This window comes from Bacillus sp. FSL K6-0972 (assembly GCF_037976035.1).
GTDB lineage: Bacteria > Bacillota > Bacilli > Bacillales > Bacillaceae > Bacillus > Bacillus haynesii.
In genome coordinates, this window is the sequence record NZ_CP150260.1 from 2126882 (window position 1) to 2151051 (window position 24170).

Sequence of the window (24170 nt, forward strand, 5' to 3'; positions counted from 1 at the left end):
AAGCGTTTTCATTCCAGCGCTTGTTTGCCTATGCCGAGTTGCCTTGCGATGACGAGCCGTTGAATTTCTGAAGTCCCTTCACCGATTTCCATTAATTTTGCATCCCGTAGCATGCGCTCGACTCCATACTCTTTCATATACCCGTATCCTCCGTGTATTTGAATGGACTGATTGCATGTCCTGAACGCCATTTCTGAGGCATAAAGCTTGGCAAAAGCCGCTTCTTTTGTAAACGGCCGGCCTTGATCTTTCAGCCAGGCGGCCTTCAGCACCATATTGCGGGCGAGCTCAATTTCCATGGCCATGTCGGCAAGCTTGAACTGAATCGCCTGGAAATAGGAGATCGGCCGGCCGAATTGTTTTCGTTCGCTGGCGTATGCAAGCGCCGCATCAAATGCACCTTGGGCAATACCAACAGCCAGCGCGGCGATCGAAATTCTGCCGCCGTCAAGTGTATTGAGAAATTGTTTAAACCCTTTTTCCGGGCTCCCCAATAGATTCTGTTTTGGAACGCGGACATTGTCCAATATAAGCTGTGATGTATTGGAGCCGCGGACACCCATTTTGTCATATTCGCTTTTAATGGTGAAGCCTTCCGAATCTGTCGGAACGATGATGGCGGAGATGATGTTTTTTCCGCTGTCATCTTTTCCGGTGACGGCGGTGACGATGACGGTCCGGGCATATCCGGCATTTGTGATCCAGCATTTCTCACCGCTGATCACATAGCTGTCCCCTTCCGAGCGGGCTTTTGTCCGGGTGCCGCCCGCATCGGAACCCGCATTCGGTTCGGTTAGCCCAAACGCTCCGAGCGCCCGGCCCGTCGCAAGCGGCACGAGGTACTCTTGTTTTTGTTCTTCAGTGCCGAAATAATAAATCGGTGCAGCCCCGAGCGATACAGCAGCAGCATAGCTTAGACCGGTGCTTCCGCACACTTTGCCGATTTCTTCGACGCTAAGCGCATAGGAAATCGTATCCCCCCCTGAACCGCCGTAGCTTTCCGGAAACGGAATCCCCAAGAGGCCGAGCTCCCCCATTTTTTTAAATGTCTCAATCGGAAATTCTCCCGTTCTGTCAACATGTTCGGCATGCGGTGCAATTTCCTGTTTCGCAAAATCTCTTGCGAGTTCGCGTACCATTTGCTGTTCTCTGGTTAGTTCAAAATTCATAAAGTGACCCCCTTTTTGGATCTCAAATTCCTTAGGCAGCAGAGCTTTGTAACATTATATTAAAAAAGTGCATTTTTCATGCCAGAGTATTTTGGACAGGCAAAATTGCACCGTTTGATGACCAACTGATACTTACCTTTACGTAAGTACCTGAACTAAAAGTGCATACTTACAAATTTGAAGTGTGAACTTTATACTCAGGATGAAAACATGCTAAAGGAGGACAAATCTTTGAAAACGCTAGTTATCGTTGCACACCCAAGTTTAGAAACATCAGTTATTAATAAGCGCTGGGTAGAGGAACTCAGGAAATATCCGGAAAAGTATACGGTTCACGAATTGTCCGACGTTTACCCGGATGGAAACATAGACGCGGTAAAAGAACAAAAATTGGTGGAATCGCACGGCAATCTTGTTTTGCAATTCCCTATCTATTGGTTTAACTGTCCGCCTCTTCTTAAAAAATGGCTTGATGATGTATTAGCTTACGGATGGGCTTATGGTTCAGGAGGAGATCAATTAAACAATCGTAAAGTGGGATTAGGTGTATCCGCTGGAATTAAAGAAGAAGATTATCGTGAAGACGGAAGGTACCGCTATACGCTTGAACAAATATTAGTTCCATTTGAAACGACATTCCGGTATTGTCATGCGGATTATCGTTCATTTTTTGCATTTTACGGCAAGGAAAATGCGCCCGGCGGAAACGAGGAAGAAGAAACTGAGCCGGGTGCAGGAGAATTGGAAAAAAGCGCACGAGATTATTTGCATTTTATTGATCATCTGTAGCAGGGAGCAGGCTGTCAGCCCAGCCTGTTTTTCTCTCCCCACTCACACATCATATTGAACAAAGGTAGGAGGGAACGTCCGCGTTCAGATAATGAATACTCCACCTTTGGGGGGATTTGGGGAAATTCCTTGCGAATGATAAGGCCGTCTGCCTCCAGCTCTTTTAACATGATGCTTAGCGTTTTGAAGGAAATGGTGCCGATACTTCGCTTCAGCTCATTATGCCGCATCACTTCACGTTCAGACAGCCAATATAGAATGACGATTTTATATTTGCCGCTTATCAATGACAACGTATATCCAAAGCCGGTATCTTTAAGTTCCACACCGGTCGGAACGCAGGTTTTTCCGGATGGGGTTTGCATAACGTACACTCTCCTTCTGACTCCTATATCATAGATCATTATGTAATCTGATTGAAAGGATGTAAAGGGAGGATGTTGAAGAATGCTTTGTGAAAAACCTCTGCGCCTGTATGTTTCCGGGGATGTATATTTTGCCGGAAGAAAAAACTGCACCCTAAGTCTGACAATGCAGGTGCAGTTTCAATGCAGGCTTCTTTATTTATTTTCTGATATGGCCGTCGCCTCTCATGATATATTTGCATGTGGTCAATTCTTTCAGACCCATAGGTCCGCGGGCGTGAAGCTTCTGTGTAGAAATCCCGATTTCCGCGCCGAAGCCGAGTGCGCCGCCGTCGGTGAATCGGGTTGAGGCATTGTGATACAATGCAGCCGCATCAACTGCATTCAGAAAAGCCTTGGCTGTTTCCGGATTTTCGGTGATAATCGCTTCTGAATGCTTTGTTCCGTATGTTTCGATATGATCGCAGGCTTCTTCAAGACTTCCTGCGACTTTAACCGCGAGATCAAGGCTTAAATATTCGTTCTGCCAATCGGCTTCCCCCGCTGGTTTTGCGCCTGGAATCCATTGAACCGCCTTTTCGTCCCCGTGAACTTGAATCCCGTGTTCGTTTAAAGCATTGATGAGCGCGGCGCTGTTTTCCTCAAGCCATTTTTCGTGAACGATCAGCGTTTCAAGCGCATTGCAGACGGCGGGGCGGTCTGTTTTCGCATTGATCATGACATTGATCGCTTTTTCAGGGTCTGCTTCCCGGTCAATATAGATGTGGCAGTTGCCGACTCCCGTTTCAAGGACCGGAACGGTTGCGTTCTCAACGACTTCCTGAATGAGGGCGCCGCCTCCCCGGGGTATGAGTACATCGATATGTTCTTTCATCTTGAAGAGCTGCTTCGTGGCGCTTCGGTCCGTGCTTTCGATAAATTGTACGGCATCGCGGGAGATGTTTGTAGTCTCCAGCGCTTGATGCATGACAGAGACGATCGCTGTATTCGAATGAATGGCGGAAGAGCCGCCTTTTAAAACGATCGCATTGCCTGACTTTAAGGCGAGCCCGGTCGCATCGACCGTTACGTTCGGACGCGCTTCATAGATCATGCCGATGACGCCGAGAGGAACGCTGATTTTTTCCGCCTTTAGCCCGTTGTCGAGCGTCCAGCTTGATAGCGTTTCTCCGACCGGATCATCCAGTTCCGCGACTTCCAGCAGCCCATCGGCAAAATCCAGAACCCTGTCTTCATTGAGCGACAGGCGGTCGATGTATGCTGCATCATAGCCTTTTTTTCGTCCCGCTTCGATATCTTTGGCATTTTCAGTGAGGATATAGCTCATGTTTTGTTTCAGGTGTTCGGCCAATGCAGCAAGCGCCTCGTTCTTTTCTTTTTCAGTTGTCAGCCGCAAAGATTTTGCGGCCTTTTTTGCCTTTATCGCTTTTTCTTCGATTTGTGCCCTGATGCCCTCGCTCGTCACAGTCATGTCAATTCCTCCTTTGATTTGTTTTAAAGCGGAACGGATAGCTCTAAATGACAGACAAACGCTTCTCTGTCAACGACAGCCTGTGAGGAAGCGGCTGTTTCCTGATTCGTATCCTTCTTCCATTTACGAAGCTGGGATGAGGAAAAGTTGACGACGCCGAGGCCGATTTCCTCTCCTTCCTGATCAAGGATTCGAACGACGGAACCGTTGCTGAAACGGCCGTTGATTTCGTAAATACTAGAAGGATACAGGCTTTTTTTACGGTCGATAATAAACTCTTTGCTTTCGTTGTGGACGACGATATCTCCTTCGGGTCCAGAGTTAAATGCTATCCATTGCTCTTTATGGTTGAGGGTGTGTGAATCCGCATTCGGAATAAAATAGGTTCCCTTGGCAGTCCCGCTGATTGCTTCGTGCAAAAGGCCGGGTGTGTCAGCGCGCCCTAAAAATCCTTTGATGCCTGAAGCCATTGTAATTTTAAAAGCGTCCAGTTTGGATTTCATGCCGCCGGTTCCGACTTCGCTTCCGGCATCCCCTGCTGAAGCTTCTATCTCCGGCGTGATTTCGTTTACTTCCCGGACGAGTGCGGCGTCCGGCGTTTTTCGCGGATTCGCGTCATAAAGGCCGTCTATATCAGAGAGGATGGTCAGCAGGTCGGCGTCGATCAGACCCGCCACTTTAGCAGAAAGCGTGTCATTGTCTCCGAATTTGAGCCGGTTGACGGTAACCGTATCATTTTCATTGATGATCGGAATAATGCCGCGTTTCAGCAGCACGTTCATCGTATTTCTCACATTGTTGTACCGTTTTTCATCTGAAAAATCGCTTTTTGTGATTAAAATTTGTGAAGCGATATAGCCGTGGGATAAAAAAAGCTTGGAATACGCTTCGATTAATAAGCCTTGGCCGACAGAAGCGGATGCTTGTTTTTCAGGCAATGTATCCGGCCTGTTGATGAAGCCCAGCTTCCGGTAACCGGCGGCTACAGCGCCTGATGAAACAAGGAGCACTTCGTGTCCTTCATCTTTGAGGCGGACGATCTGCTCAACGAGCTTTTCGAGCTTTTTGCTGCTTATTTCGCCGTGAAGACTTGTTAGAGAACTGCTTCCCACTTTGACAACTACCCTCTGTTGATTAGAGGTCATTTTATCACTCCTGTAGTCTTTTTCTTCGTAACGGGTATTTACTTTGCTGCGACTAATTGTTCAAGTTCCAGACTGATGGTTTTGGATCGTTTTGCGGCTTGTTTGACCGCCTGTTCGATCGCTTCGCCTCCGCCGCTTTCTTTCAAGGCCTTTAAACCGGCGGCTGTCGTACCGTTAGGGGAAGTGATGTTGTCTTTGAGAACAGCTGTATCTTCAGGGCTTTCCAACAGCATTTTGGCGGCGCCTAACAATGTCTGTGCGCCGATTTCCCTCGTTAATTTTTGGCTTAATCCAGCTTCGGCTCCCGCTTTTTCGATGTGCTCCATTAAATAATAAAAGTAAGCAGGCCCGCTGCCGGCAATACCGGTGAAAATGTCCATTTTGCTTTCTTCAATGGAATAGACTTCTCCCATGCATTGAAGCAGTTGTTTCGCGGTTTTTGACAGATCGGCTGTTACATGGCTTCCTTCGGCCATGGCGGTTGCAGATGCGCCGATTGCACTTGAGGTGTTAGGCATGATTCTGATGACCGGCTGCATGTCGTGCAGCGCGTTTTCAATAAATGAAATTGATATGCCAGCTAAAACTGACACGATAAGTTGATGGGGTTGAATATGCGGTTTCATGGAAATAAGAGCACTTTCTGCATCTTTCGGCTTCATCGCCAAGATGAAGCAATCGATGTTCTGATAGTCAATTTCTTCTTTTCTGACACCTTGTATTCCATATTTCTGCTGGAGTTCTTCTAAACGCCGGTGATTCGTGTGGTTTGTAACATAAATTTGCGAAGCAGGCAGTTTTTTGGATTGAACGATGCCTGAGATCATTCCCTCTGCCATTGATCCTGCTCCTATAAAAGCTACGTTTTTTTGATTAAAGATCTTTAACATCTCCCTTTGTTCGCATTTCTGTTCGTATTTTTCGAACACGGTTAGTATATTAACACTTTAGATATTTATGTCAAGTTTGCATGTTTTGATTGGACGGCGCAGGGTATGTGAAAAATGGAGATTTTTGAAGAAAAAAGGAAAAGAAAAGGAGGCTGAAGGCAGATTCTTCATCTTCATTTGCACCTTTTGTCGTTTGTCTTCCATCCATTTGAAGGTCGTTTGAATGATTTAACGGAATTTTTTGGAGAACAACAGCCTTTCGGACCGGTAAAAAAGTATGATCCTCAAGCCGTGTGAATGCAACTGGAAAAGCGCGGGCTCGAAGCTTGTCGAACCCGCGCTTGCCAATATCAATATGTTGTAATGTAAAGCTGCCCTTCATCACCGCGCCATTCCGCATACAGTACATCTTGATACTGAGTGATACCCTGACTTGATAATTGATTTTGCAACCAAAGCTCATCAAAGCCGGCTTCATGCAGATTGTTCTTTTCGAGCTGGCCGTCGAGGATTACCGGCACCGGGAGCTGAACCGGTTTGTAAGGGATGTTTAAGTCTTCTTTTGTCGGCATCCCGTATTTGTGTTTTGGGAGGACGCTGATCGAACCGTCTGTTTCCAGGATGGCATATTGAATCTCATTTAAGGAAAAACAGCCTTTCTCACGTGCCAATGTCTGCAGCTGGTTCAGATCCAATTTGTTCTTTTTAAGGGCGTTGTAATCGATTTTTCCTTTATTGATGACAATGCTCGGCCTGCCTTCGAGAAAACCTCTCGTGTTTTGCACTTTTTGTGATAAAACTTCTATTGAATAGATCAGGATGGCCCAAACGAGGATGGCGAAAAGGACTTTCCAGATGGTCACATCCTCATCGAAAATCGCGTTTCCAACCATCTCCCCCAATATTAAAGCGGAAATAAAATCAAACGGCGTAATTTGGGCAAATTGGGTTTTTCCCAGAATTTTCGTCATCAGAAACAAGGCTGCAAACCCTATCGTCAGTTCGACTACCAAGTGTACATATTCCATCAAGGTTCCCTCCCGAATCTCTCTCTTCATTGTTAACAATCGGGATGCAGTTTAAACCAGAGGAATACTTTTCCTGAGAAAAAGGACCGTCTGCTGCGCCACCGGAACGGGATCAGCCCAAAAAAGAGCGGCATCTGCCGTGTTCTTCTTCGGTCAAACCGCTGTTAAGTGCCGTGATCACGCCCGGCAATGAAAAGATACAGCGGCACGGGCGCCTTTTCTCAATGTGAACGGCATACCCTGGTGGAAAGGTGCATTACAGTGACAGACTTGTATCCGTCTGAACGCTAGCTCCATATGGCGGCCAGGTTAACTAAAGTCCCTCCATGCGGCAGGTTCTCTTTTACGTCCTCTTCCTCCAACGATTGATTTTACATGATCCCTGCTTCTTCGGGTATCTGATTGTTTCTGCCTGGCATGTTTCATGAGGCTTACTGATCCAAGAGTGGCAAGAAAAACACATAAAACAACTGTCACTGAATATAAATCAAAATCAAGAAAGATTTTCACGAGACTATACGAAATGACAAGTGAAAAAACCGGCGAAACAACCCATACTTTCATTAATTTTAAAATGACACTTTTACGAAAGATTGCCCTTCCCTTTTCAGAAAGGCCAATCCCGATAATGCTGCAAGTCGTAATCTGGGTTTGCGGCACGGGAATGCCGAATAGCGAAGCGCCGATGACCAGGGAAGCACCGAGTCCGGAAACAAATGACCCTTGCAAAAGCGAAAACTCGGTGATTTTTTTTCCGTTCGTCTCAATGACTCTGCTGCCAAGGCAAATGGCTCCGATAGCCACGAACAGCCCCCCAAGAAACGTTCCGCTGCTGACTGACAAGAGGCCTGCTCCAACGAGAGGTCCAACGGAATTGGCGACATTGTTCATTCCCGCCGAAAAGGCTTCTAAAAAACCGGTTAAAATCACCAGTGCGGTGAGCAGCCGCGCCCATTTTTGCTGTTTGAGCCACCGCAGCTTCGCCTCAGCTTTTTTCAGCAATTGTCCAATTAAAAAAGCGAGAAAAAAAGCGGCAATCGGAATGATCAGCCAATACATAACAATCACCAACAGCTTATCGGTAAATACCGCCTGAAACGCGACGCCGACCCCAACAATCGAGCCGACCGTCACCTCGCTCGTTGAAAGGGGAATTCCCGCGATGTTCGCGATAAACAGCGAGATCGCAGATGCCCCAAGTATAATTACGACAATATGCACATTGAGAATAGACGTGGGAATGATGCCTGAACCGATTGTTTTCACAACCTCTCCTCCGCCTATCATGGCGCCCAGAAATACGCCAATTCCGCTGATCCACAAGGCCGCCTGCCTTTTCCGGACGGCACCTGCGCCATATGCTATTCCCATCGACGCTGCTGCTCCGCTCGCTCCTATGTTCATGGCAAAAAACAAAGCGATAATGAATGCCAAAATGGTAATCGTCATTTTTTACCCAGCTCCTACCGGAATTGATGCAGCCCGCATTCTGTTTTTTCCTGGTGGGCCCACCTTCCCGCTCTTAAATTGCCGCCGTCTGCCACGGGAAGCGTACACACCTCACACCCGATGCTCGGATAATCTTGATCATGTAGCTTGTGATACGTCAGCTGATTCAGCTTAATGTAAGTCCAGACATCTTCCCATGTCCAGTGAATAAGGGGGCAGATTTTAATCAGTTTAAAATTGTCGTCCTTGTTGAGATATCGGACATGTTTCCGTGTTTCCGACTGCTCCCGCCTCAGCCCGGTAATCCAGGCCTCCATGCCTGATAGATGCTCCCTGAGCGGCTCGATTTTGCGAAGGCGGCAACAATGGTCCGGTCGGTGCTTCCAAAGTTCGCTGCCATAGCGTTTTTCCTGCTCTTCAAGCGAGAGGCCGGGTTTCAAAAAGCGGATCGACAGACCTGGGTAGCGATCTTTCACTTCATTGATCAGCTCATACGTTTCCGGAAAATGCAGTCCAGTATCTAAAAACACGATATCCGCTTCTTTCACTACCTTTGAAATCAAGTCGATCAAAACGATTCCTTCCGCACCGAAACTGCAGGCATAAACGATTTTCTGATACGTGCTGTACGCCCATTTCAAAACATCCATCTCGCCGCTGAAGGTATCCATCACCTCTTCAGAAGCTTTTTCATCCCATCTGTTATACGTTAAAACATCGTTCATCGATTTTCCCCCAATACGTCCTAAAGTGATACGAAACATGAACTGAAAGAACATATAGGCAGATTATTCACTTTTCAAACTAAATGTGATCTGGAAAATGTTATGATTTCAGCAATTTTGTGAATATCCGAATGATCAGCGTACAATATAACTGAAACAAACCGGTTAAAATTGACGGGAAAAGAGCCGGATCTAATATGCTGATATATTTTCAGCTGCTAAGTAAGTGTTTCACAAATCTGTTGCGGGCCTTCTGTTTACGTCAGTGTTCATTGGAAAGAACTAGTGAGGAACCATATGAAAGGACGGCGAATATACTTACTTTGACTTCAAAAAATGGATAGATACCTAGGTTGAGGGGCTAACATGCTGCCTAATGGGGAGGTGGGCGAAGATCACTCCTTGCCGAACGGCAACACATGAATGGGAAAAACGATAAACGGGGAAAGGTGAATTCTTATCGTGACAGCTGAATAATGGCCAACAGACATTTACCTAAAAATATGAAAGATACAGTAGATTGTGAGGGGTAATCAATGATTTCTTCTGAACTGATACTGCCCGACAGGCAGCTTAAACCAAGAATGAAAGGGATCACCATCCTGATCGATAACGGGGTTCCCTTGAGCTTTTTTAAAGATACGATTCACGGAGCGGCAGATTATATAGATTTTGTGAAATTTGGATGGGGAACGTCTTTAATTACGAAGTATTTGGAGGAAAAAATCGATTGTCTGAAGCAGAATGACGTTCAATTCTTTTTTGGAGGAACGTTGTTTGAGAAGTTTTTAAGCCAGGATAAAATTGAAGATTACTACCGCTACTGCAAATTATATGGATGTCGTTATGTGGAAATATCAAACGGGACGATCCGTCTCTCTAATAAAGATAAAGCAAGCTTTATTTCCGATTTTTCGAAAGAGTTTCACGTGTTCAGCGAAGTCGGCAGCAAAGACAGCACCCTCAGCAGTGAGCTGGAGTCAGCCGAATGGATCGATTACATCCTCGAAGATCTTGAAGCTGGAGCCGAGAAAGTGATCACGGAAACGAGGGAAAGCGGCACGAGCGGGCTGTGCAAAAGCGATGGAGAAATGCGGTCCCAGCTTATTGAGGAGATTCTTCATTCCGGTATCGCTTCTGGGGATTTAATTTTTGAAGCGCCGACAAAACAGCTGCAGACGTGTTTCATTGAAAAAATCGGTCCTGACGCCAATTTGGCTAATATTCCGTTTCAGGATGCCATTCCGCTTGAAACGCTAAGACTGGGACTTCGATCAGATACATTTTATTTATTTGATTAGGTTCGCTTAAAAAGCGGCCTATTTTTTGTTGCGGAAACCGGCGATAGGCATCAATAACGGACGGAAGCGAATCTGATAAATCGCATCGATGATCCTCGTCGAAATCCATTGGCAGATCAGGGCTTGGATAACGATTCCCCAGGCGATGACAGACGCCGTCAAAAGGAAAATGAAAGCGTTCATTATAAACAGCGCAGTTCCCGGTTTTCCGCCGCGGTAAATCGATATCATTAAAGCCAAGGCGCCAAAACCGCCGTTAGAAATATTGTATTTATATAGCAGTCCAACCCCCGTTCCCAAAAGGACGGAGCCGTAAAATAAATCCAGCCAGATATTGTTCGTCGTCATGACGGGCATGCAGGATTCGAAGATCTGCACCGAAACGGACGTCATGGTAATCGCCCCCATCGTCCCGAAGACTGTCACGGGTTCCAGCCATTTAACGGCCGTCAAAAGCAGCGAGAAGTTGACAGCCCAGACGGTTAATCCGTGCGGAACCTGAAACCAAAAATTGAGTAAAACAGCGATGCCGGCTGCGCCCCCTGAAGGAATATGGTTTGGAAACAAAAACAGCGCCATACCGAGACCTTGTAACACGCTGCCCAACACAATAGCATGTACGATTTTGAGTTTTCTTCCCATACGGATATAATCCCCTTTAAAGAAACTTGTCCTCTTTCCTACTATATGTAAGGGGAAATGAAAAATATCACATTTTTTCGGGGTGGCGCTGATCAGATGTAAGTCGATCCGTCCCACACATACGCTTCTACGAGCTCTGTATCGATTTCGATTTTGTCGGGGACTTGGATGCAGCCGTCTTTTATGCTGGCGGGCACGAGTTGTGTGAATGGATTCTCCATCGCATCCCATTCGAGCGGTTCGATATCTTCTCCGTCCATTTTGGTCCAAGGCGGTAAACAGGCTTGTCCGAAAATGGCGTATATTCTTGAAAGTCCGCCGTCATAGCTGTGAGGAGAGACCCTTTTTCCGAAATGCCTGGCGAGCTTCAGAACGGTTTGAAAATCGTCTGTGCCGTCACAGTGCATAACATCGGGCTGAGCAATATCGACTGCGTTCTCCAGAAAAATCGGCAAAAACGGTTTTGCGCCTTTTACGTTTTCTCCTCCGGCAACCGGAACAGAAAGCGCTGAGCGCAGCATCCGGTATTCAGCGGGGTCGTCAAACGGCATGGGCTCTTCAAACCAAAGCACATTGCGCCAGCCGGAAAACCACGTTTCCCATTTGCGCGCGGCGGCCTGATCATAACTCTGGTTTGCATCGAGAATCAGTCCGGTATTTTGCCCTGTCATCTCCTGGAACGCCTGAATATGTGCCAAGTCTTCTGAAAACACCTTGCCTCCCGCTTTCAGCTTGACGGTTTTAAATCCGTCCCGTACAGCCTTTTCGATGAGTCGGAGGGAATGACGGCTCCAATCCGGTCTGTTTGAATACGATTGGAATGATGCATATACCGGGATCTGCTCCCTCAGTTTTCCTCCCCATAATTCGCATACAGAAAGACCTGCTTTTTTCGCCGTGATGTCCGTTAAAGCCATGCTTACGGCAGATGCGGCCCGCTGATGCCACTTTTTGATGACGGTGAGAAGCTCCGTGCGATTGCTCGCTTCTTTTCCAATTAAATAAGGAATGATTCGTTTTTTAAAGCCTGTATCCAAAGCAGGCAGCCAATCCGCGCATTCTCCCCATCCCGTCAGTCCTGAAGCTGTCGTGATCCGAATCAGATAGCACGTTCTGTAGCTTTTCAATCCGTTCGCATCGCCGTAAGGGGAGGAAAGCTTGTGGAACAGCGGAAATGTGTCAACCTTTTCTATGCGCATGTTTTTTTCCTTTCCTCCTATCTAGCGTCAGCCGGCTGCAGCCCTTTGTCCCCTTTTTTGGTGTCTTCCTTTTTGACATGAATCATGGTCAGCACAAGCACACCAACGACTAATGTCAGGCCCGCAATGGACATAAACATGCCGAGTTTCGACCATTCCATCAGTCTCCCGAAAATCGGCGGACCGATGGCGACTCCTAAAAACCTGACCGATCCGTACAGAGATGTCACAAAGCCGCGCCTCTCTTTTCCGACAGCCCCGGTTATGAAGCTGTTAACACACGGCAGAACAAAGCCTGTACCGATGCTGCTGATGACAAGGATCGAAATAAAAGGAATGAGCGCGGAGAAAAAAGACAGTGTGCCATAGGAAATCGTAATCAGAGCGAGCCCGATGACCATCATTTTTTTCATCAGCTGCTGATTTTGTCCGATTTTGCTACCCGTAATATATGATGTTGTACACATCACAAGCAGAGGAATCGCCAAAATCAGACCTTTCTTTACACCGTCTGTATGAAATTCTTTTTCCAAAATATCAGATAAGTAAAAGAGGATGCCAAACAGAGTAAACAAACAGACGGCTCCTGCGAGATATGCGGTGAAAAGCCATCTGCCCTCATGTTTAAAAACGCTTGTCAGCCCTTTTACATATTTTCCAAGAGGCGGCGGATCTTTTTTCTTGTCTTTTTCTTTGATAAAAATCCAAGTCAAAATGATCGGTGCAATACAGAAAGCCGGAAATGCAAAAAACACCCAAAACCAAGCGATCAATGCAATCAACGATCCTAAAATCGGAGACAGCACTTTTCCGAAGCCGTTCGAGGCTTCAACAAGACCGAGCACCCGGCTTTCGTCAGACCCTTTAAAAAGGTCTCCTGTCAGCGCCATTGCGATCGGCGCTGTACCGGCTGCCCCGAGCCCCTGCAGTCCTCTCCCGAAAAGCACCCACGGGAAGGCGTTCTCAAAGGTCGTCGATGCAAAGCCTGCAAGAATCCCGCCTGCCCCGTAAAGGAACAGGCACGGAATAATCACCACTTTCCTTGAGAAGCGGTCCGCCAAGTAACCCAGCAGCGGAATAAAGAGCGCTGCAGTGATCGAAAACACGGTAATGACAAGGCTGACTTGAAATTGCGATAAATTGAGTTCGGATTTCATCTTCGGCAAAATCGGAATCAGCATCGAATTTCCCAACGTCATAATCAACGGGATCGACCCGATAGCGACAACCGTCATGCCAGAGGTTTGTTTTTCTGCCATAAGTTTGTACATCCTTCCTATTCATGATGAACTGTAAAATTTGAGTTAAGTGATCCGTTAACATCCGTCATCAGCTTAGCTTCGTTCCTGACCGTTTTTCAGGTTCGCGCCGGCCGAGCCGTTCAGTATACAAATCGATATCCACCGCATACCTCGGCCTTCTTTTCACTTCGGTGAAAATCGTTCCGATATATTCGCCGATAATGCCGATCCCCATCAATTGCAGACCGCCTAAAAACCATATCGAAATGATCAGCGAAGCCCAGCCTGCATTCGTGTAGCCGAGCAGTTTTTGTATCATTGCATATATACCCGCGATGCAGCTTAGGAAAAATAAGAAGAAGCCAATCAGGGTAAAAAAACGGATCGGAGCGACACTGAAAGACGTAATCCCATGAAAAGCGAAAGAAAGCATTTTTTTCAGCGGATATTTCGTTTCTCCAGCCAGCCGCTCTTTTCGATCATAGAACACTTTGGCCGACCGAAGGCCGATCAGGGGCACCAGACCGCGCAGGAAAACATTTGCTTCTGCATAGCGGCTGAGCTCCTCAAGCGCCCGTTTATTCAAAAGCCGAAAATCGGCATGGTTATCGACCAGCTGGATGCCAAGCTTATTCATGATCCGGTAAAACCATGCGGCTGTCGTTCGTTTAAACCATGTATCTGTTTTTCGGCTTCGGCGTACACCGTAGACGATTTCATAGCCCTCATGATATTTTTCGATAAACCGGCGAATCGCCGAAATGTCATCCTGAAGGTCGGCATCGATTGAAATCACGCAATCCGATTTTTGCTTCGCTTTATCGAGTCCGGCTAAGAGGGCTTTTTGATGTCCTGAATTACGGGCCAGCTTCAAGCCTGTCACATAGCGGTTTTTTGTGCTTTCCATGGCAATCAGCGGCCATGTGCGGTCCGTCGATCCGTCATCGACAAATAAAAGCTTGCTCTCTGAAGAGATCAGTTTGTCTGCTGTGAGATCATCCAATACCGCAGTCAGCTGTTTTGCGGTTTCGGCAAACACGTCTTCTTCGTTATAACAGGGTACGACGATCGTCAGCAAAGGCTGTTGAAGATTCAATTTGCTTCCTCCTTATCGATGCTTATTTGGCTTCATATACATAGATGTTCCAAGCGGACTGCGGGTGGCTGAACCGCTTTAAAAAAGCAAGCTTGTTTTGTTCTGCATTCATAATCGGAACGGAAGAAAAAATATATCGTCCCCCCATTTTTTTGAACGCTTCAGTGTTTAATTCCAGGTTCGTGATTTTTTTCTTCGTGTTCTTTTTGAACGCGTAATGTTTTCCAAGCTCGTCAACAAACAAGTAGCAGCGGCTCCCCCACTCATCGAAATAGCGCTTCAAGGCCGGATTTTTATCAAGCTCTTTGGCGATGATTTTCCGGAATTGATACTTGTATTTGAGCGGATAAATATTGGCATACGTATCAAGTGTGTAGAAGCCGTTATACTGCGCAATCGCAGGATGCAGGCCGATACTCGCCACCCGGTAGGAGTCGGGCGGCTGACCGATGAATCGTTTGATTTGTTTAAACTGATCTGATGCATAAAATTCCCGAAATGTCGGGGCGTGGTGGTATGCGCCGTAAGTCAGCTCTTCGTGAAACGGAATAAGCACGAGCAGCTGGGCGACCAGCGCGGCATGCACGAAGCGCCGCCACCTCTTCCCCATTTTCCACAATATGTAGCATGCAACTGCAAAGCTTGCGTATATCACAAGAGGGCGCAAAAAGTGAAAACGCGCGAAATTGAATGCCGAAAGCAGGCTGATCTTTTCCTTTGGAAGCGCCCACAGCTTGTTGAACCAGAAGGCATACCATAAAGAAAGCACATAATTTAAAATGAATAAAAAGATAAACAGCTTTTCTTCTCTTGGTCGCTTTTCGCGTTGTCTTGCAACGACGAGCCCGAAAGTGAGCACAATCAAAGGCAGTATCACTGCCGTATGAACGGTCATAACATGATTGTGGCCGAGCACGAAATTTTTAAAGGACAACCGGAACGAATGAAGGATGTCATGCCTCGACGAAATAAATTCAACGCGATGCATCGTTTCACCTGAAGCAAAAACCGAATAAACAAGCCGGTATTCTATCGCCAGAAAAATGCCTGTCATAAGGGCGATACTTCCGAGAAAGCGAAGGTTAAAGCTACGCTTTGTGACCACATCATAAAACCAAATCAGCGAAACGGCGGCAAGGAAAAAGAAGAAACCGAGCACAAAGCTTGAGTAAAGCGGCAAAAGTGCAAGGGTTGCCCACTCTTTCCATGAGTCGTTCCCTGCCCTGATGTTTAAAAAAGCCCATAAAGCCAAAGGATGACCAAGCGTGCTGAGCATTCCCGAAGGCCAAAAGGGTGTCAGGGCAAAAGCAAGCGATACCGCGATTCTGATGAAATACGCTTTTTCATCGCGAATCACATGGCTTTTCAGCAGCAGGTACATCCCGACAAAGGCAAACACCCTCGTGATCGTCTGGCTTAAAGCATATGCGGTCATCGAGGGAAACAAGGCATGAAGCCAGACAATGCCGCTCCATTCCGTTCCGTAAGCATCCCGCGGCAGTCCGTTGATGATTTGCGGAATGACCGCTTTAACGCCGCCGAGCAGTTGTCCGCTTTCGGCCAGCACCTTATACCAGGCGATGTTGGAATCCAGGTTGTCATGCACGCGGATATGAGCGTTTTCATTTAATATGTAAAGCGGAAGGACATAGAGAAGAATGACACTGAATGCGAAAATCAAATATCGCTTTTCTCTGCTCAACTTTTTGACGAATAACGACACGAATACCACATCCAATTTGTTCTCTTTTAGAAATATAGAGCTTTTATCATATCGCTGTTATTATTCGTGGAAGCGTTTTGAAAAATTCATCAAAATGAAAAAAGCTGTCTGTTTCACCAGACAGCTTCGCTTTACCCATTACCAAGGGTACGGGTAGTAAGGGTAATATGGATAAAAAGGAAAGAATGGATAGAAGAATGGATACGGATAAAACGGCGGCCTCGGTCTAGGGCGAGGTCTCGGCCTCGGATAAGGGTAACCGCCATAAGTAAAAGGCTGCTGTCTATTCGCATCCTCCCAGTCATCTTGATATTGATAAGTCTCTTCCACTGTTATAGCCTCCTTTGATTGCTTTGCATACTTTAGGTTATGCTGTATCCCATAAAATGGAGTACGTACACAATTTTTTTATAAAATACCTTTGTATATCAATCCGAACAATAATATAAGGCAAGTCTAGTCAGCAAGCTAAAAACAGTGAATCAAAAGAAAAACAGCCTGCCCCATCAACCTAAAAGAAGGTCGCGAGACAGGCTTTCATTTATATAATGTAAATACCCCTTTGTTTTACGGCAGTACAGAACTCCCCATTAAATATTTGTCAACTTCACGGGCGACTTCGCGTCCCTCGTGAATCGCCCAAACGATCAGGCTTTGCCCTCTTCTCGCATCCCCTGCTGCGAAGACTCCATCGACATTCGTTCTATATTCCCCGTATGCTGCGTCAACTTTATTTCTCACCGTATTTACCCCGAATTGCTCAAGTAGCGGCTGTTCCGTTCCTTCAAAGCCGATGGCGATAAAGACGTATTGAGCAGGCCATACTTTTTCCGTTCCCGGAATTTCGTGAAACTCAAATTTTCCTTGGTCATTCTTTACTTTTTTCATTTGAATCGTATGCAGTTCTTTCAAATGGCCGTTTTTGTCTGCGACAAGCTTTTTCGTTTGGATCGAATATTGCCTCGGATCGCTGCCGAATGCTGCTTGCGCCTCTTCATAAGCATAGTCCAGCGAATGGACATGCGGCAATTCCGGCCACATATTTTCGGCTGTTCTTGTATCGGGCAGCTTCGGATGTTTGCCGAACTGGACGACGCTTCGCGCTTTTTGGCGCAGAGCCGTTGCAACGCAGTCTGCCCCCGTGTCCCCGCCGCCGATGACGATGACGTCTTTATTTTTCGTATTGATAAACTGCTTATCTTTAAAATTCGAATCGAGCATGCTTTTAATGGTGCCTGTTAAATAGTCCATGGCAAAGTGGACACCTTTTGCTTCACGGCCTTCAATCAAGAGATCGCGCTGTTTTTGGGCCCCTGTGCAAAGGATAACCGCATCGTACTGTTCTTTAAGTTCGTCGGCTGTAATATCTTTGCCGATTTCCGTATTTATGACAAAGTCGATGCCTTCCTGCGTCAATAGCTTGATGCGGCGTTCGACAACGCTTTTTTCAAGCTTCATGCTTGGAATGCCGTACATTAACAGGCCGCCCGGGCGGTCGCTCCGCTCATAAACGGTGACCGAATGCCCCGCTTGATTCAATTGATCGGCGCTTGCGAGACCGGCAGGCCCTGAGCCGACTATCGCAATTTTCTTGCCGCTCCGTTTTTTCGGAATTCGCGGCTGAATCCATCCGTTTTCAAACCCTTTGTCAATAATCGTCCGTTCGATCCCTTTGATGGATACGGCCGGATCGGAAATCGCCACCGTACAAGAACCCTCACAAGGCGCCGGACAAACCCGTCCCGTAAATTCAGGGAAGTTATTTGTTTTTAGAAGGCGGTCAAGCGCTTCTTTCCACCTTCCCTTGTAAACGAGGTCGTTCCATTCAGGGATTAAATTGTGAATCGGACATCCTGACGTATAACCGCCTATATCCATGCCGATTTGGCAAAAGGGGGTGCCGCAGTCCATGCAGCGTGCTCCCTGTCTTTTTGATGCTTCCTCAGAAAATGGAGACGAATATTCGTTCCAGTCGTTTATCCGTGTGAGAGGATCGCGTTCAGCAGGCTTTTCCCGCTTGAATTCCATAAATCCTGTTGCTTTGCCCATTTTCCCCTCCCCTTTCTTACTGTGCCACCGCTTCTTTTGATGAAGCAGCCGCAGATGGTTCAATCTTTTGCTTCGTACCGGCTTCAAACGCGTACATCAACGCCTCTTCATCAGACAAGCCGGCTTCTTTCTGCTCTTTAATCCGCTCTATCATTTGTTTGAAGTCTTTCGGAATCACTTTCACAAATCGACCGACGGCCTCTTCCCAATGATCGAGTATCGAAGCTGCTTTTGAGCTTTCAGTATATCTGTAATGGTTTTCGATCATCGTTTTCAGTTCCGCGATTTCCTCAGGTGCTTCAAGTGTTTCAAACTCGATCATTTCAGGATTGCATTTCCGTTTAAAGGCTTTTTTGTCTTCGGCGTACACGTAGGCGATTCCTCCTGACATGCCCGCGGCAAAGTTTTTGCCGACGTCGCCGAGAATGGCGACGCGTCCGCCGGTCATGTATTCGCATCCATGGTCACCGATGCCTTCAACGACAACGCTGACTCCGCTGTTTCTGACGGCAAACCGTTCGCCGGCGAGTCCGTTAATATAAGCTTCTCCGCTTGTAGCACCGTAAAATGCGACGTTTCCGACAATAACATTTTCACGGAATGCAGGATTGAATCCGTCAGGCGCTTTGACGGCGATTTTTCCGCCTGAAAGACCTTTGCCGATGTAATCATTGGCATCTCCTGTCAAATACATCGTCATTCCTTTTGGTACGAACGCTCCAAAGCTTTGCCCCGCCGAACCTGTGAATCGGAGCGTAATCGTATCTTCAGGGAGACCTTCTTCACCGTAGCGCTTAGAAATTTCGCTTCCGGTTATGGCTCCTGTGACACGGTTGATGTTTCGGATTTCAAAAGATGCTTCCGCAGGCGTGCCGTTTTCAACAGCTGACTGGACGGTCGGTAAGATTTGCGTAATATCGAGCGATTCATCGATTTTATGGTTTTGCGGCGTACGGAATGTACGTGCGCCTTCCGGCTGATAAAGCAGGTTTGATAAATCGAGCTGCCCCGCTTTCCAATGCGCTTTGGCCCGTTCGCTGACACGAAGGACATCCGTGCGGCCCACCATTTCATCAACTGTTCTAAAACCAAGCTGGGCCATCAATTCGCGTACTTCTTCTGCGACAAAGAGCATGTAATTCACGATGTGATCCGGATCGCCCATGAACTTTTTGCGAAGCTCAGGGTTTTGCGTCGCTACCCCGACAGGGCACGTATCCAAATGGCAGGCTCTCATCATGACGCAGCCGAGAACAACGAGCGGTGCTGTGGCAAAACCGAATTCTTCAGCTCCTAAAAGCGCAGCCATGACAACGTCTCTGCCAGTCATTAATTTGCCGTCTGTTTCCAATACAACGCGTTCGCGCAAACCGTTCATCATCAGTGTTTGATGAGCTTCAGCGAGTCCAAGCTCCCATGGGAGGCCGGTATGCTTAATACTTGTTTTCGGTGATGCTCCAGTGCCTCCATCATAGCCGCTGATGACGATGACATCGGCAGTCGCTTTGGCGACACCGGCTGCAATCGTGCCGACACCGGCTTTAGCGACAAGCTTTACGCTGATCCGTGCATCGCGGTTGGCGTTTTTCAAGTCATGGATCAACTGCGCCAAATCTTCAATCGAGTAGATATCGTGGTGCGGCGGCGGTGAAATCAAGCCGACCCCAGGCGTAGATCCGCGAACGTTGGCAACCCATGGATACACTTTATTGCCAGGGAGCTGTCCGCCTTCCCCAGGTTTTGCACCCTGCGCCATTTTAATTTGCAGCTCGTCGGCATTGACGAGATAGTGGCTTTTCACACCGAAACGGCCTGAAGCAATTTGCTTGATCGCGCTGCGGCGGTTATCACCATTCGCGTCAGGCGTAAAGCGCGCCGGATCTTCTCCGCCTTCCCCGCTGTTGCTTTTTCCGCCGAGACGGTTCATTGCAATCGCCAGCGCTTCATGGGCTTCCTTGCTTAGAGAGCCGAATGACATCGCCCCTGTTTTAAAGCGGCGCACAATCGATTCAGCAGATTCGACTTCTTCAAGCGGCAGCGGCTTCCGGTTTTCATCAAACGAGAAGAGATTGCGTAGAAAACCGATTCTTTCTTCATCAGCTGCTTTCGAATATTGTTTAAACAGGCTGTAATCACCTTTGCGGCATGCCCATTGCAGCGTGTGAATCGTTTTCGGGTTAAAAGCGTGGTGTTCCCCGCCTTTTCTCCATTGAAAATCGCTTCCCGAATCAAGCGTTTCACTGAATGTATCTTCATAAGCTTCCCTGTGGCGGCGCTTCGCTTCTTCGGCAATCGTGTCCAAGCCGATTCCGCCGAGCTGTGATGCTGTTCCTGTGAAATAGCTGTCTATGACGTCTTTGCTGATCCCGACCGCTTCAAAAATCTGTGCGCCCCTGTAGCTTTGGACAGTGGAAATACCCATTTTGGACATCACTTTTACGACGCCCTCTGTCACGCTTTTGCTGTATTTTGTAACGGCTTCTTCATAGCTGATGGAGAGCGCTCCGTCTTCAATCGCCTGTTTGTATGTCGCATACGTGAGGTACGGATGAATGGCATCCGCTCCGTAGCCGATCAAGGCGGCAAAATGATGGACTTCGCGCGCTTCACCGGATTGGGCGATAATGCTGACTTTTGTACGTTTTCCTGCACGGACCAAATACTGATGCAAGGCACTGACGGCTAACAGCGCAGGAATCGGCGCTTTCTGACCGTCCATTTTGCGGTCGGATAAAATAAGGAGTGTCACGCCTTCGGCGATCGCTCTGTCCACTTCTTTAAACATATCTTCGAGTCCGCTCTTCAAATCGTCTGTAAAGAGCGTATGAATCGTCTTGCTTTTGAAATCCTTGTGAACAAGTCCTTTTAAAGAATTGAACTGTGCGTTCGTCAAGACCGGTGTATACAATTTGATCCGGCGGCAGCTGCTTTCGTTCGGATGGAGAATATCGCCTTCCGCTCCGAGCCATGTTAATGTCGATGTCACAATCTGCTCGCGGATTGCATCAATCGGCGGGTTGGTAACCTGTGCAAACAGCTGTTTAAAATAGTTGAACAGCGATTGCGGACGGTCTGACAACACCGCCAGCGGGACATCGTGGCCCATTGAACCGAGCGGGTCTTTGCCTTCTGTAATGACAGGAATTAAATACTTGTGAATATCTTCGTACGTAAAACCGAATGCTTTTTGGCGTGTCAGCAGGTCAGGCACAGATTTTTCTTCGGTTTCCTCAATGTCGTTTGAGACATGAACCAGTTCTTTACTGAGCCATTCCTGGTACGGAAACTCTCCGGCGATTTCGGATTTGACTTCTTCATCGGAGATAATCCGTCCTTCTTCAAGATCAACAAGCAGCATTTTTCCGGGATCCAGCCGGTCTTTATATAAAATGTTTTCCTGTTCGACTTCAATCACGCCGACTTCGGAGGAAAAAATAAGGTAGTCGTCTTTAGTGACATAATAGCGAGCGGGTCTGAGCCCGTTCCGGTCTAAAATGGCTCCGATCTGTTTTCCGTTTGTAAAAGAAATCGCAGTCGGGCCGTCCCACGGCTCCATTAAAGAGCTGTGATATTCGTAAAATGCCTTCTTTTCTTTTGACATGTACGGGTTCTCGTTCCACGGCTCCGGAATCAGCATCATTGCAGCATGGGCCGGCTTCCTTCCAGCCAGTACAAAGAATTCAAAAGCGTTATCCAGTATCGAGGAGTCGCTTCCGTTTTCATCGAGAATCGGCAAAACCTTCGGCAAGTCTTCACCAAACGCTTCAGAAACAAACTGCTGTTCCCTCGCTTTCATCCAGTTCATATTGCCGCGCAGCGTATTGATTTCCCCGTTGTGGATCAGATAGCGGTTCGGATGCGCCCTTTCCCAGCTCGGAAACGTGTTTGTGCTGAAACGGGAGTGAACCAATGCAAAAGCTGAGACGAAGTCCTCGTCTTGTAAATCTTCATAGAAAGCATCAACCTGCTCGGGCGTTAAAAGTCCTTTATATACGATGGTATTGCTTGAGAGGCTGACGAAATAGAACGTTTTTTCGTGTTCTTTTGCCCAATTTTCGGCCTGTTTGCGAATGATGTACAACTTGCGTTCGAATGCCAGATTGTCTTTCAGCGCTTCATTTGCTCCGATGAATACCTGGCGGACGACTGGTGCGCTTTCCTGTGCGACTGTTCCGATTTTTCCGACATTTACAGGTACAGTTCGCCAGCCGAGCACCGCCTGCCCTTCCTGTTCGATCAGCTCGTTAATGCGCGCTTCGGTTTTCTCGCGCCCGCTGTCATCTTTCGAAAAGAAGATCATCCCGACGCCGTAGCGTCCTTTTTCAGGCAAGTTGAAACCGGCGCAGACTTTTTTGAAAAACGCATCCGGAATCTGCATCATGATGCCTGCCCCGTCTCCGGTATGCGGGTCACTGCCCTGACCGCCCCGGTGGTCTAATTGGCAAAGCATTTGCAATCCTTTTTTGACAATATCATGAGTAGGAAGGCCCTTCAAATGAGCGTAAAGGCCGATTCCGCATGCATCATGTTCAAATTCAGGACGGTAGAGACCTTGTGCCTTTGGTAATTGATTATAAGTCATTGTTCCTCTCCCCCGTTCATTTTTCCCGTTTGTCCCCGGTCATAAAATCTTACAAACTCTAATCCTATTGTAGGTTTTCAAATCTATACAAACAATATATAATTTAGATTAAAACTATCTCATTTTGAGATGAGCAGGTGAAACAACGATGGAATTACGCCAATTGCATTACTTTATGGAAGTTGCAGAAAGAGAGCACGTATCGGAAGCGGCCCTGCACCTTCATGTCGCTCAGTCGGCGATCAGCAGGCAGATCGCCAATCTCGAGGAAGAGCTCGGCGTTGATTTGTTTGAGCGCGAAGGCCGGAATGTGAAGCTGACTCCGATCGGGAGACAGTTTTTAGATCATATTAAAACGGCGATGAAAGCGATCGATTTCGCGAAGGAACAAATCGACGAGTATTTGGACCCGAATCGCGGGACCGTTAAAATCGGTTTCCCGACAAGCCTTGCGGGCCAGTTCCTCCCGACAGTCATTTCCGCTTTTAAAGAGGAGCATCCTCATGTCGCTTTTCTTTTAAGGCAGGGATCTTATAAATTTTTGATCGAAGCGGTGAAAAACAGGGATATCGATTTGGCTTTTCTCGGTCCCGTTCCGTCAAATATTGCCGAGATTAAAGGAGACATTTTGTTTTCGGAAAGCCTTTTGGCACTCGTGCCGGTCAATCATCCGCTATCAGGCCAGAAAAGCCTTCATCTCGGCGATCTCAGAAATGATCAGTATGTGCTGTTTCCAGACGGATACATCCTTCGAAAAATGGCTGTTGATGCATGCAAGCAAGTGGGATATACGCCTAAAATTTCTTCAGAGGGCGAAGATTTGGATGCGATCAAAGGGCTGGTTTCTGCTGATATGGGAGTGACGCTTTTGCCGGAAAGCGCCTTTAATGAAACGGCTCCACGTTTTACAAAGAAGATTCCGATTGATTATCCGCAGGTAAAGCGCACGGTCGGTATCATCACCCCTAAAAACAGGGAGCTTTCCCCTTCCGCAAAAGTCTTTTATCAGTTCGTAAAGAAGTTTTTTTCTCGCCTTCAGCAATATCAATAGCAGTTTTACAACGAATCCAGCCGGGCGCAAAAGCTTGGCTGATTTTATTTTATCATAAATACAGATAAATGTCTGAATTTTCTGTACTTTAAACCTGCGACCGCGTCTCTTCTATTATAAAAAGCGCATCTTACATATGTATGTTCATCCCCTTTTTTATGTTGATTTTCAAATTGATTGTCCTGAATCGCTGAGGCGAAAAGTATGTTTCATCAGCCGGGTCTTCCCTATCGCTCCGTCACAAAGGACCGAAAA

General features: G+C 47.2%; 18 protein-coding genes. 3 read left to right on the forward strand and 15 right to left on the reverse strand.

All coding sequences use genetic code 11. The features are described from left to right. Window positions 1–8 precede the first annotated feature (8 nt). A complete protein-coding gene (locus tag MKX80_RS10650) occupies window positions 9–1169 on the reverse strand; it encodes an acyl-CoA dehydrogenase family protein (protein WP_154998256.1) in 1161 nt (386 codons plus the stop codon). 231 nt (window positions 1170–1400) lie between these two features. On the opposite strand from MKX80_RS10650, the gene MKX80_RS10655 reads away from it, so the two are divergent. Then, window positions 1401–1958 (forward strand): NAD(P)H-dependent oxidoreductase, encoded by a 558-nt coding sequence (locus tag MKX80_RS10655; protein WP_154998254.1) that lies wholly within the window; start codon window positions 1401–1403, stop codon window positions 1956–1958. A gap of 14 nt (window positions 1959–1972) precedes the next feature. Here the strand turns inward: MKX80_RS10655 and MKX80_RS10660 are convergent, their stop codons facing one another. The 7 genes from MKX80_RS10660 to MKX80_RS10690 all read right to left on the reverse strand — a co-directional run bounded on the left by MKX80_RS10660 (window position 1973) and on the right by MKX80_RS10690 (window position 9031). Beyond that, window positions 1973–2323, reverse strand: a complete 351-nt coding sequence (locus MKX80_RS10660; protein ID WP_154998262.1) for a helix-turn-helix domain-containing protein — start codon at window positions 2321–2323, stop codon at window positions 1973–1975. 199 nt (window positions 2324–2522) lie between these two features. Beyond that, entirely contained in the window at window positions 2523–3794 is a 1272-nt protein-coding gene (locus tag MKX80_RS10665; protein ID WP_268315080.1) for a glutamate-5-semialdehyde dehydrogenase, read from the reverse strand. A gap of 23 nt (window positions 3795–3817) precedes the next feature. Beyond that, entirely contained in the window at window positions 3818–4939 is a 1122-nt protein-coding gene (gene proB / locus MKX80_RS10670; RefSeq protein WP_154996783.1) for a glutamate 5-kinase, read from the reverse strand. Between the two features lie 38 nt (window positions 4940–4977). Beyond that, window positions 4978–5829: a pyrroline-5-carboxylate reductase gene (proC, locus tag MKX80_RS10675; RefSeq protein ID WP_186807201.1), complete on the reverse strand. Its 852-nt coding sequence runs from the start codon at window positions 5827–5829 to the stop codon at window positions 4978–4980. Between the two features lie 350 nt (window positions 5830–6179). Then, window positions 6180–6857, reverse strand: a complete 678-nt coding sequence (locus MKX80_RS10680) for a DUF421 domain-containing protein (protein ID WP_154996779.1) — start codon at window positions 6855–6857, stop codon at window positions 6180–6182. 309 nt (window positions 6858–7166) lie between these two features. Further along, window positions 7167–8306, reverse strand: a complete 1140-nt coding sequence (locus MKX80_RS10685; protein ID WP_234113118.1) for an inorganic phosphate transporter — start codon at window positions 8304–8306, stop codon at window positions 7167–7169. Window positions 8307–8320: 14 nt separating this feature from the next. Then, on the reverse strand, window positions 8321–9031 hold the full coding sequence (locus MKX80_RS10690) for a phosphoadenylyl-sulfate reductase (RefSeq protein ID WP_076792193.1): 711 nt from the start codon (window positions 9029–9031) through the stop codon (window positions 8321–8323). A gap of 536 nt (window positions 9032–9567) precedes the next feature. Between MKX80_RS10690 and MKX80_RS10695 the strand changes: the two genes are divergently transcribed. Next, window positions 9568–10332 (forward strand): phosphosulfolactate synthase, encoded by a 765-nt coding sequence (locus tag MKX80_RS10695; protein WP_043927648.1) that lies wholly within the window; start codon window positions 9568–9570, stop codon window positions 10330–10332. 18 nt (window positions 10333–10350) lie between these two features. On the opposite strand, the gene MKX80_RS10700 is transcribed toward MKX80_RS10695, so the two are convergent. The 7 genes from MKX80_RS10700 to gltB form a co-directional block, all read right to left on the reverse strand. Beyond that, complete coding sequence (locus tag MKX80_RS10700) at window positions 10351–10974, reverse strand: YitT family protein (RefSeq protein ID WP_154996775.1); 624 nt, start codon at window positions 10972–10974, stop codon at window positions 10351–10353. Window positions 10975–11066: 92 nt separating this feature from the next. Then, window positions 11067–12173 (reverse strand): mandelate racemase/muconate lactonizing enzyme family protein, encoded by a 1107-nt coding sequence (locus MKX80_RS10705; protein ID WP_182070566.1) that lies wholly within the window; start codon window positions 12171–12173, stop codon window positions 11067–11069. 17 nt (window positions 12174–12190) lie between these two features. Beyond that, window positions 12191–13444, reverse strand: a complete 1254-nt coding sequence (locus tag MKX80_RS10710; protein WP_176274553.1) for an MFS transporter — start codon at window positions 13442–13444, stop codon at window positions 12191–12193. A 58-nt stretch (window positions 13445–13502) separates the two neighbouring features. Next, a complete protein-coding gene (locus MKX80_RS10715; RefSeq protein WP_154996770.1) occupies window positions 13503–14510 on the reverse strand; it encodes a glycosyltransferase family 2 protein in 1008 nt (335 codons plus the stop codon). A gap of 22 nt (window positions 14511–14532) precedes the next feature. Next, window positions 14533–16233, reverse strand: a complete 1701-nt coding sequence (locus tag MKX80_RS10720) for a DUF29 domain-containing protein (protein WP_261763424.1) — start codon at window positions 16231–16233, stop codon at window positions 14533–14535. Window positions 16234–16800: 567 nt separating this feature from the next. Beyond that, window positions 16801–18282: a glutamate synthase small subunit gene (gltD, locus tag MKX80_RS10725; protein WP_154996764.1), complete on the reverse strand. Its 1482-nt coding sequence runs from the start codon at window positions 18280–18282 to the stop codon at window positions 16801–16803. 16 nt (window positions 18283–18298) lie between these two features. Next, complete coding sequence (gltB, locus tag MKX80_RS10730; RefSeq protein WP_216928761.1) at window positions 18299–22864, reverse strand: glutamate synthase large subunit; 4566 nt, start codon at window positions 22862–22864, stop codon at window positions 18299–18301. A gap of 148 nt (window positions 22865–23012) precedes the next feature. Here gltB and MKX80_RS10735 point away from each other — a divergent pair, with 148 nt between their 5' ends. Beyond that, on the forward strand, window positions 23013–23915 hold the full coding sequence (locus MKX80_RS10735; protein ID WP_268343361.1) for a LysR family transcriptional regulator: 903 nt from the start codon (window positions 23013–23015) through the stop codon (window positions 23913–23915). The last annotated feature ends 255 nt before the right edge of the window (window positions 23916–24170 follow it).

Excerpts from the sequence above, each read along its gene's own strand:
- MKX80_RS10650 (WP_154998256.1), bottom strand. The coding sequence starts at position 1,169 with ATGAATTTTGAACTAACCAGAGAACAGCAAATGGTACGCGAACTCGCA.
- MKX80_RS10660 (WP_154998262.1), bottom strand. The coding sequence starts at position 2,323 with ATGCAAACCCCATCCGGAAAAACCTGCGTTCCGACCGGTGTGGAACTT.
- MKX80_RS10665 (WP_268315080.1), bottom strand. The coding sequence starts at position 3,794 with ATGACTGTGACGAGCGAGGGCATCAGGGCACAAATCGAAGAAAAAGCG.
- proB (WP_154996783.1), bottom strand. The coding sequence starts at position 4,939 with ATGACCTCTAATCAACAGAGGGTAGTTGTCAAAGTGGGAAGCAGTTCT.
- proC (WP_186807201.1), bottom strand. The coding sequence starts at position 5,829 with ATGTTAAAGATCTTTAATCAAAAAAACGTAGCTTTTATAGGAGCAGGA.
- MKX80_RS10680 (WP_154996779.1), bottom strand. The coding sequence starts at position 6,857 with ATGGAATATGTACACTTGGTAGTCGAACTGACGATAGGGTTTGCAGCC.
- MKX80_RS10685 (WP_234113118.1), bottom strand. The coding sequence starts at position 8,306 with ATGACGATTACCATTTTGGCATTCATTATCGCTTTGTTTTTTGCCATG.
- MKX80_RS10690 (WP_076792193.1), bottom strand. The coding sequence starts at position 9,031 with ATGAACGATGTTTTAACGTATAACAGATGGGATGAAAAAGCTTCTGAA.
- MKX80_RS10695 (WP_043927648.1), top strand. The coding sequence starts at position 9,568 with ATGATTTCTTCTGAACTGATACTGCCCGACAGGCAGCTTAAACCAAGA.
- MKX80_RS10700 (WP_154996775.1), bottom strand. The coding sequence starts at position 10,974 with ATGGGAAGAAAACTCAAAATCGTACATGCTATTGTGTTGGGCAGCGTG.
- MKX80_RS10705 (WP_182070566.1), bottom strand. The coding sequence starts at position 12,173 with ATGCGCATAGAAAAGGTTGACACATTTCCGCTGTTCCACAAGCTTTCC.
- MKX80_RS10710 (WP_176274553.1), bottom strand. The coding sequence starts at position 13,444 with ATGTACAAACTTATGGCAGAAAAACAAACCTCTGGCATGACGGTTGTC.
- gltD (WP_154996764.1), bottom strand. The coding sequence starts at position 18,282 with ATGGGCAAAGCAACAGGATTTATGGAATTCAAGCGGGAAAAGCCTGCT.
- gltB (WP_216928761.1), bottom strand. The coding sequence starts at position 22,864 with ATGACTTATAATCAATTACCAAAGGCACAAGGTCTCTACCGTCCTGAA.
- MKX80_RS10735 (WP_268343361.1), top strand. The coding sequence starts at position 23,013 with ATGGAATTACGCCAATTGCATTACTTTATGGAAGTTGCAGAAAGAGAG.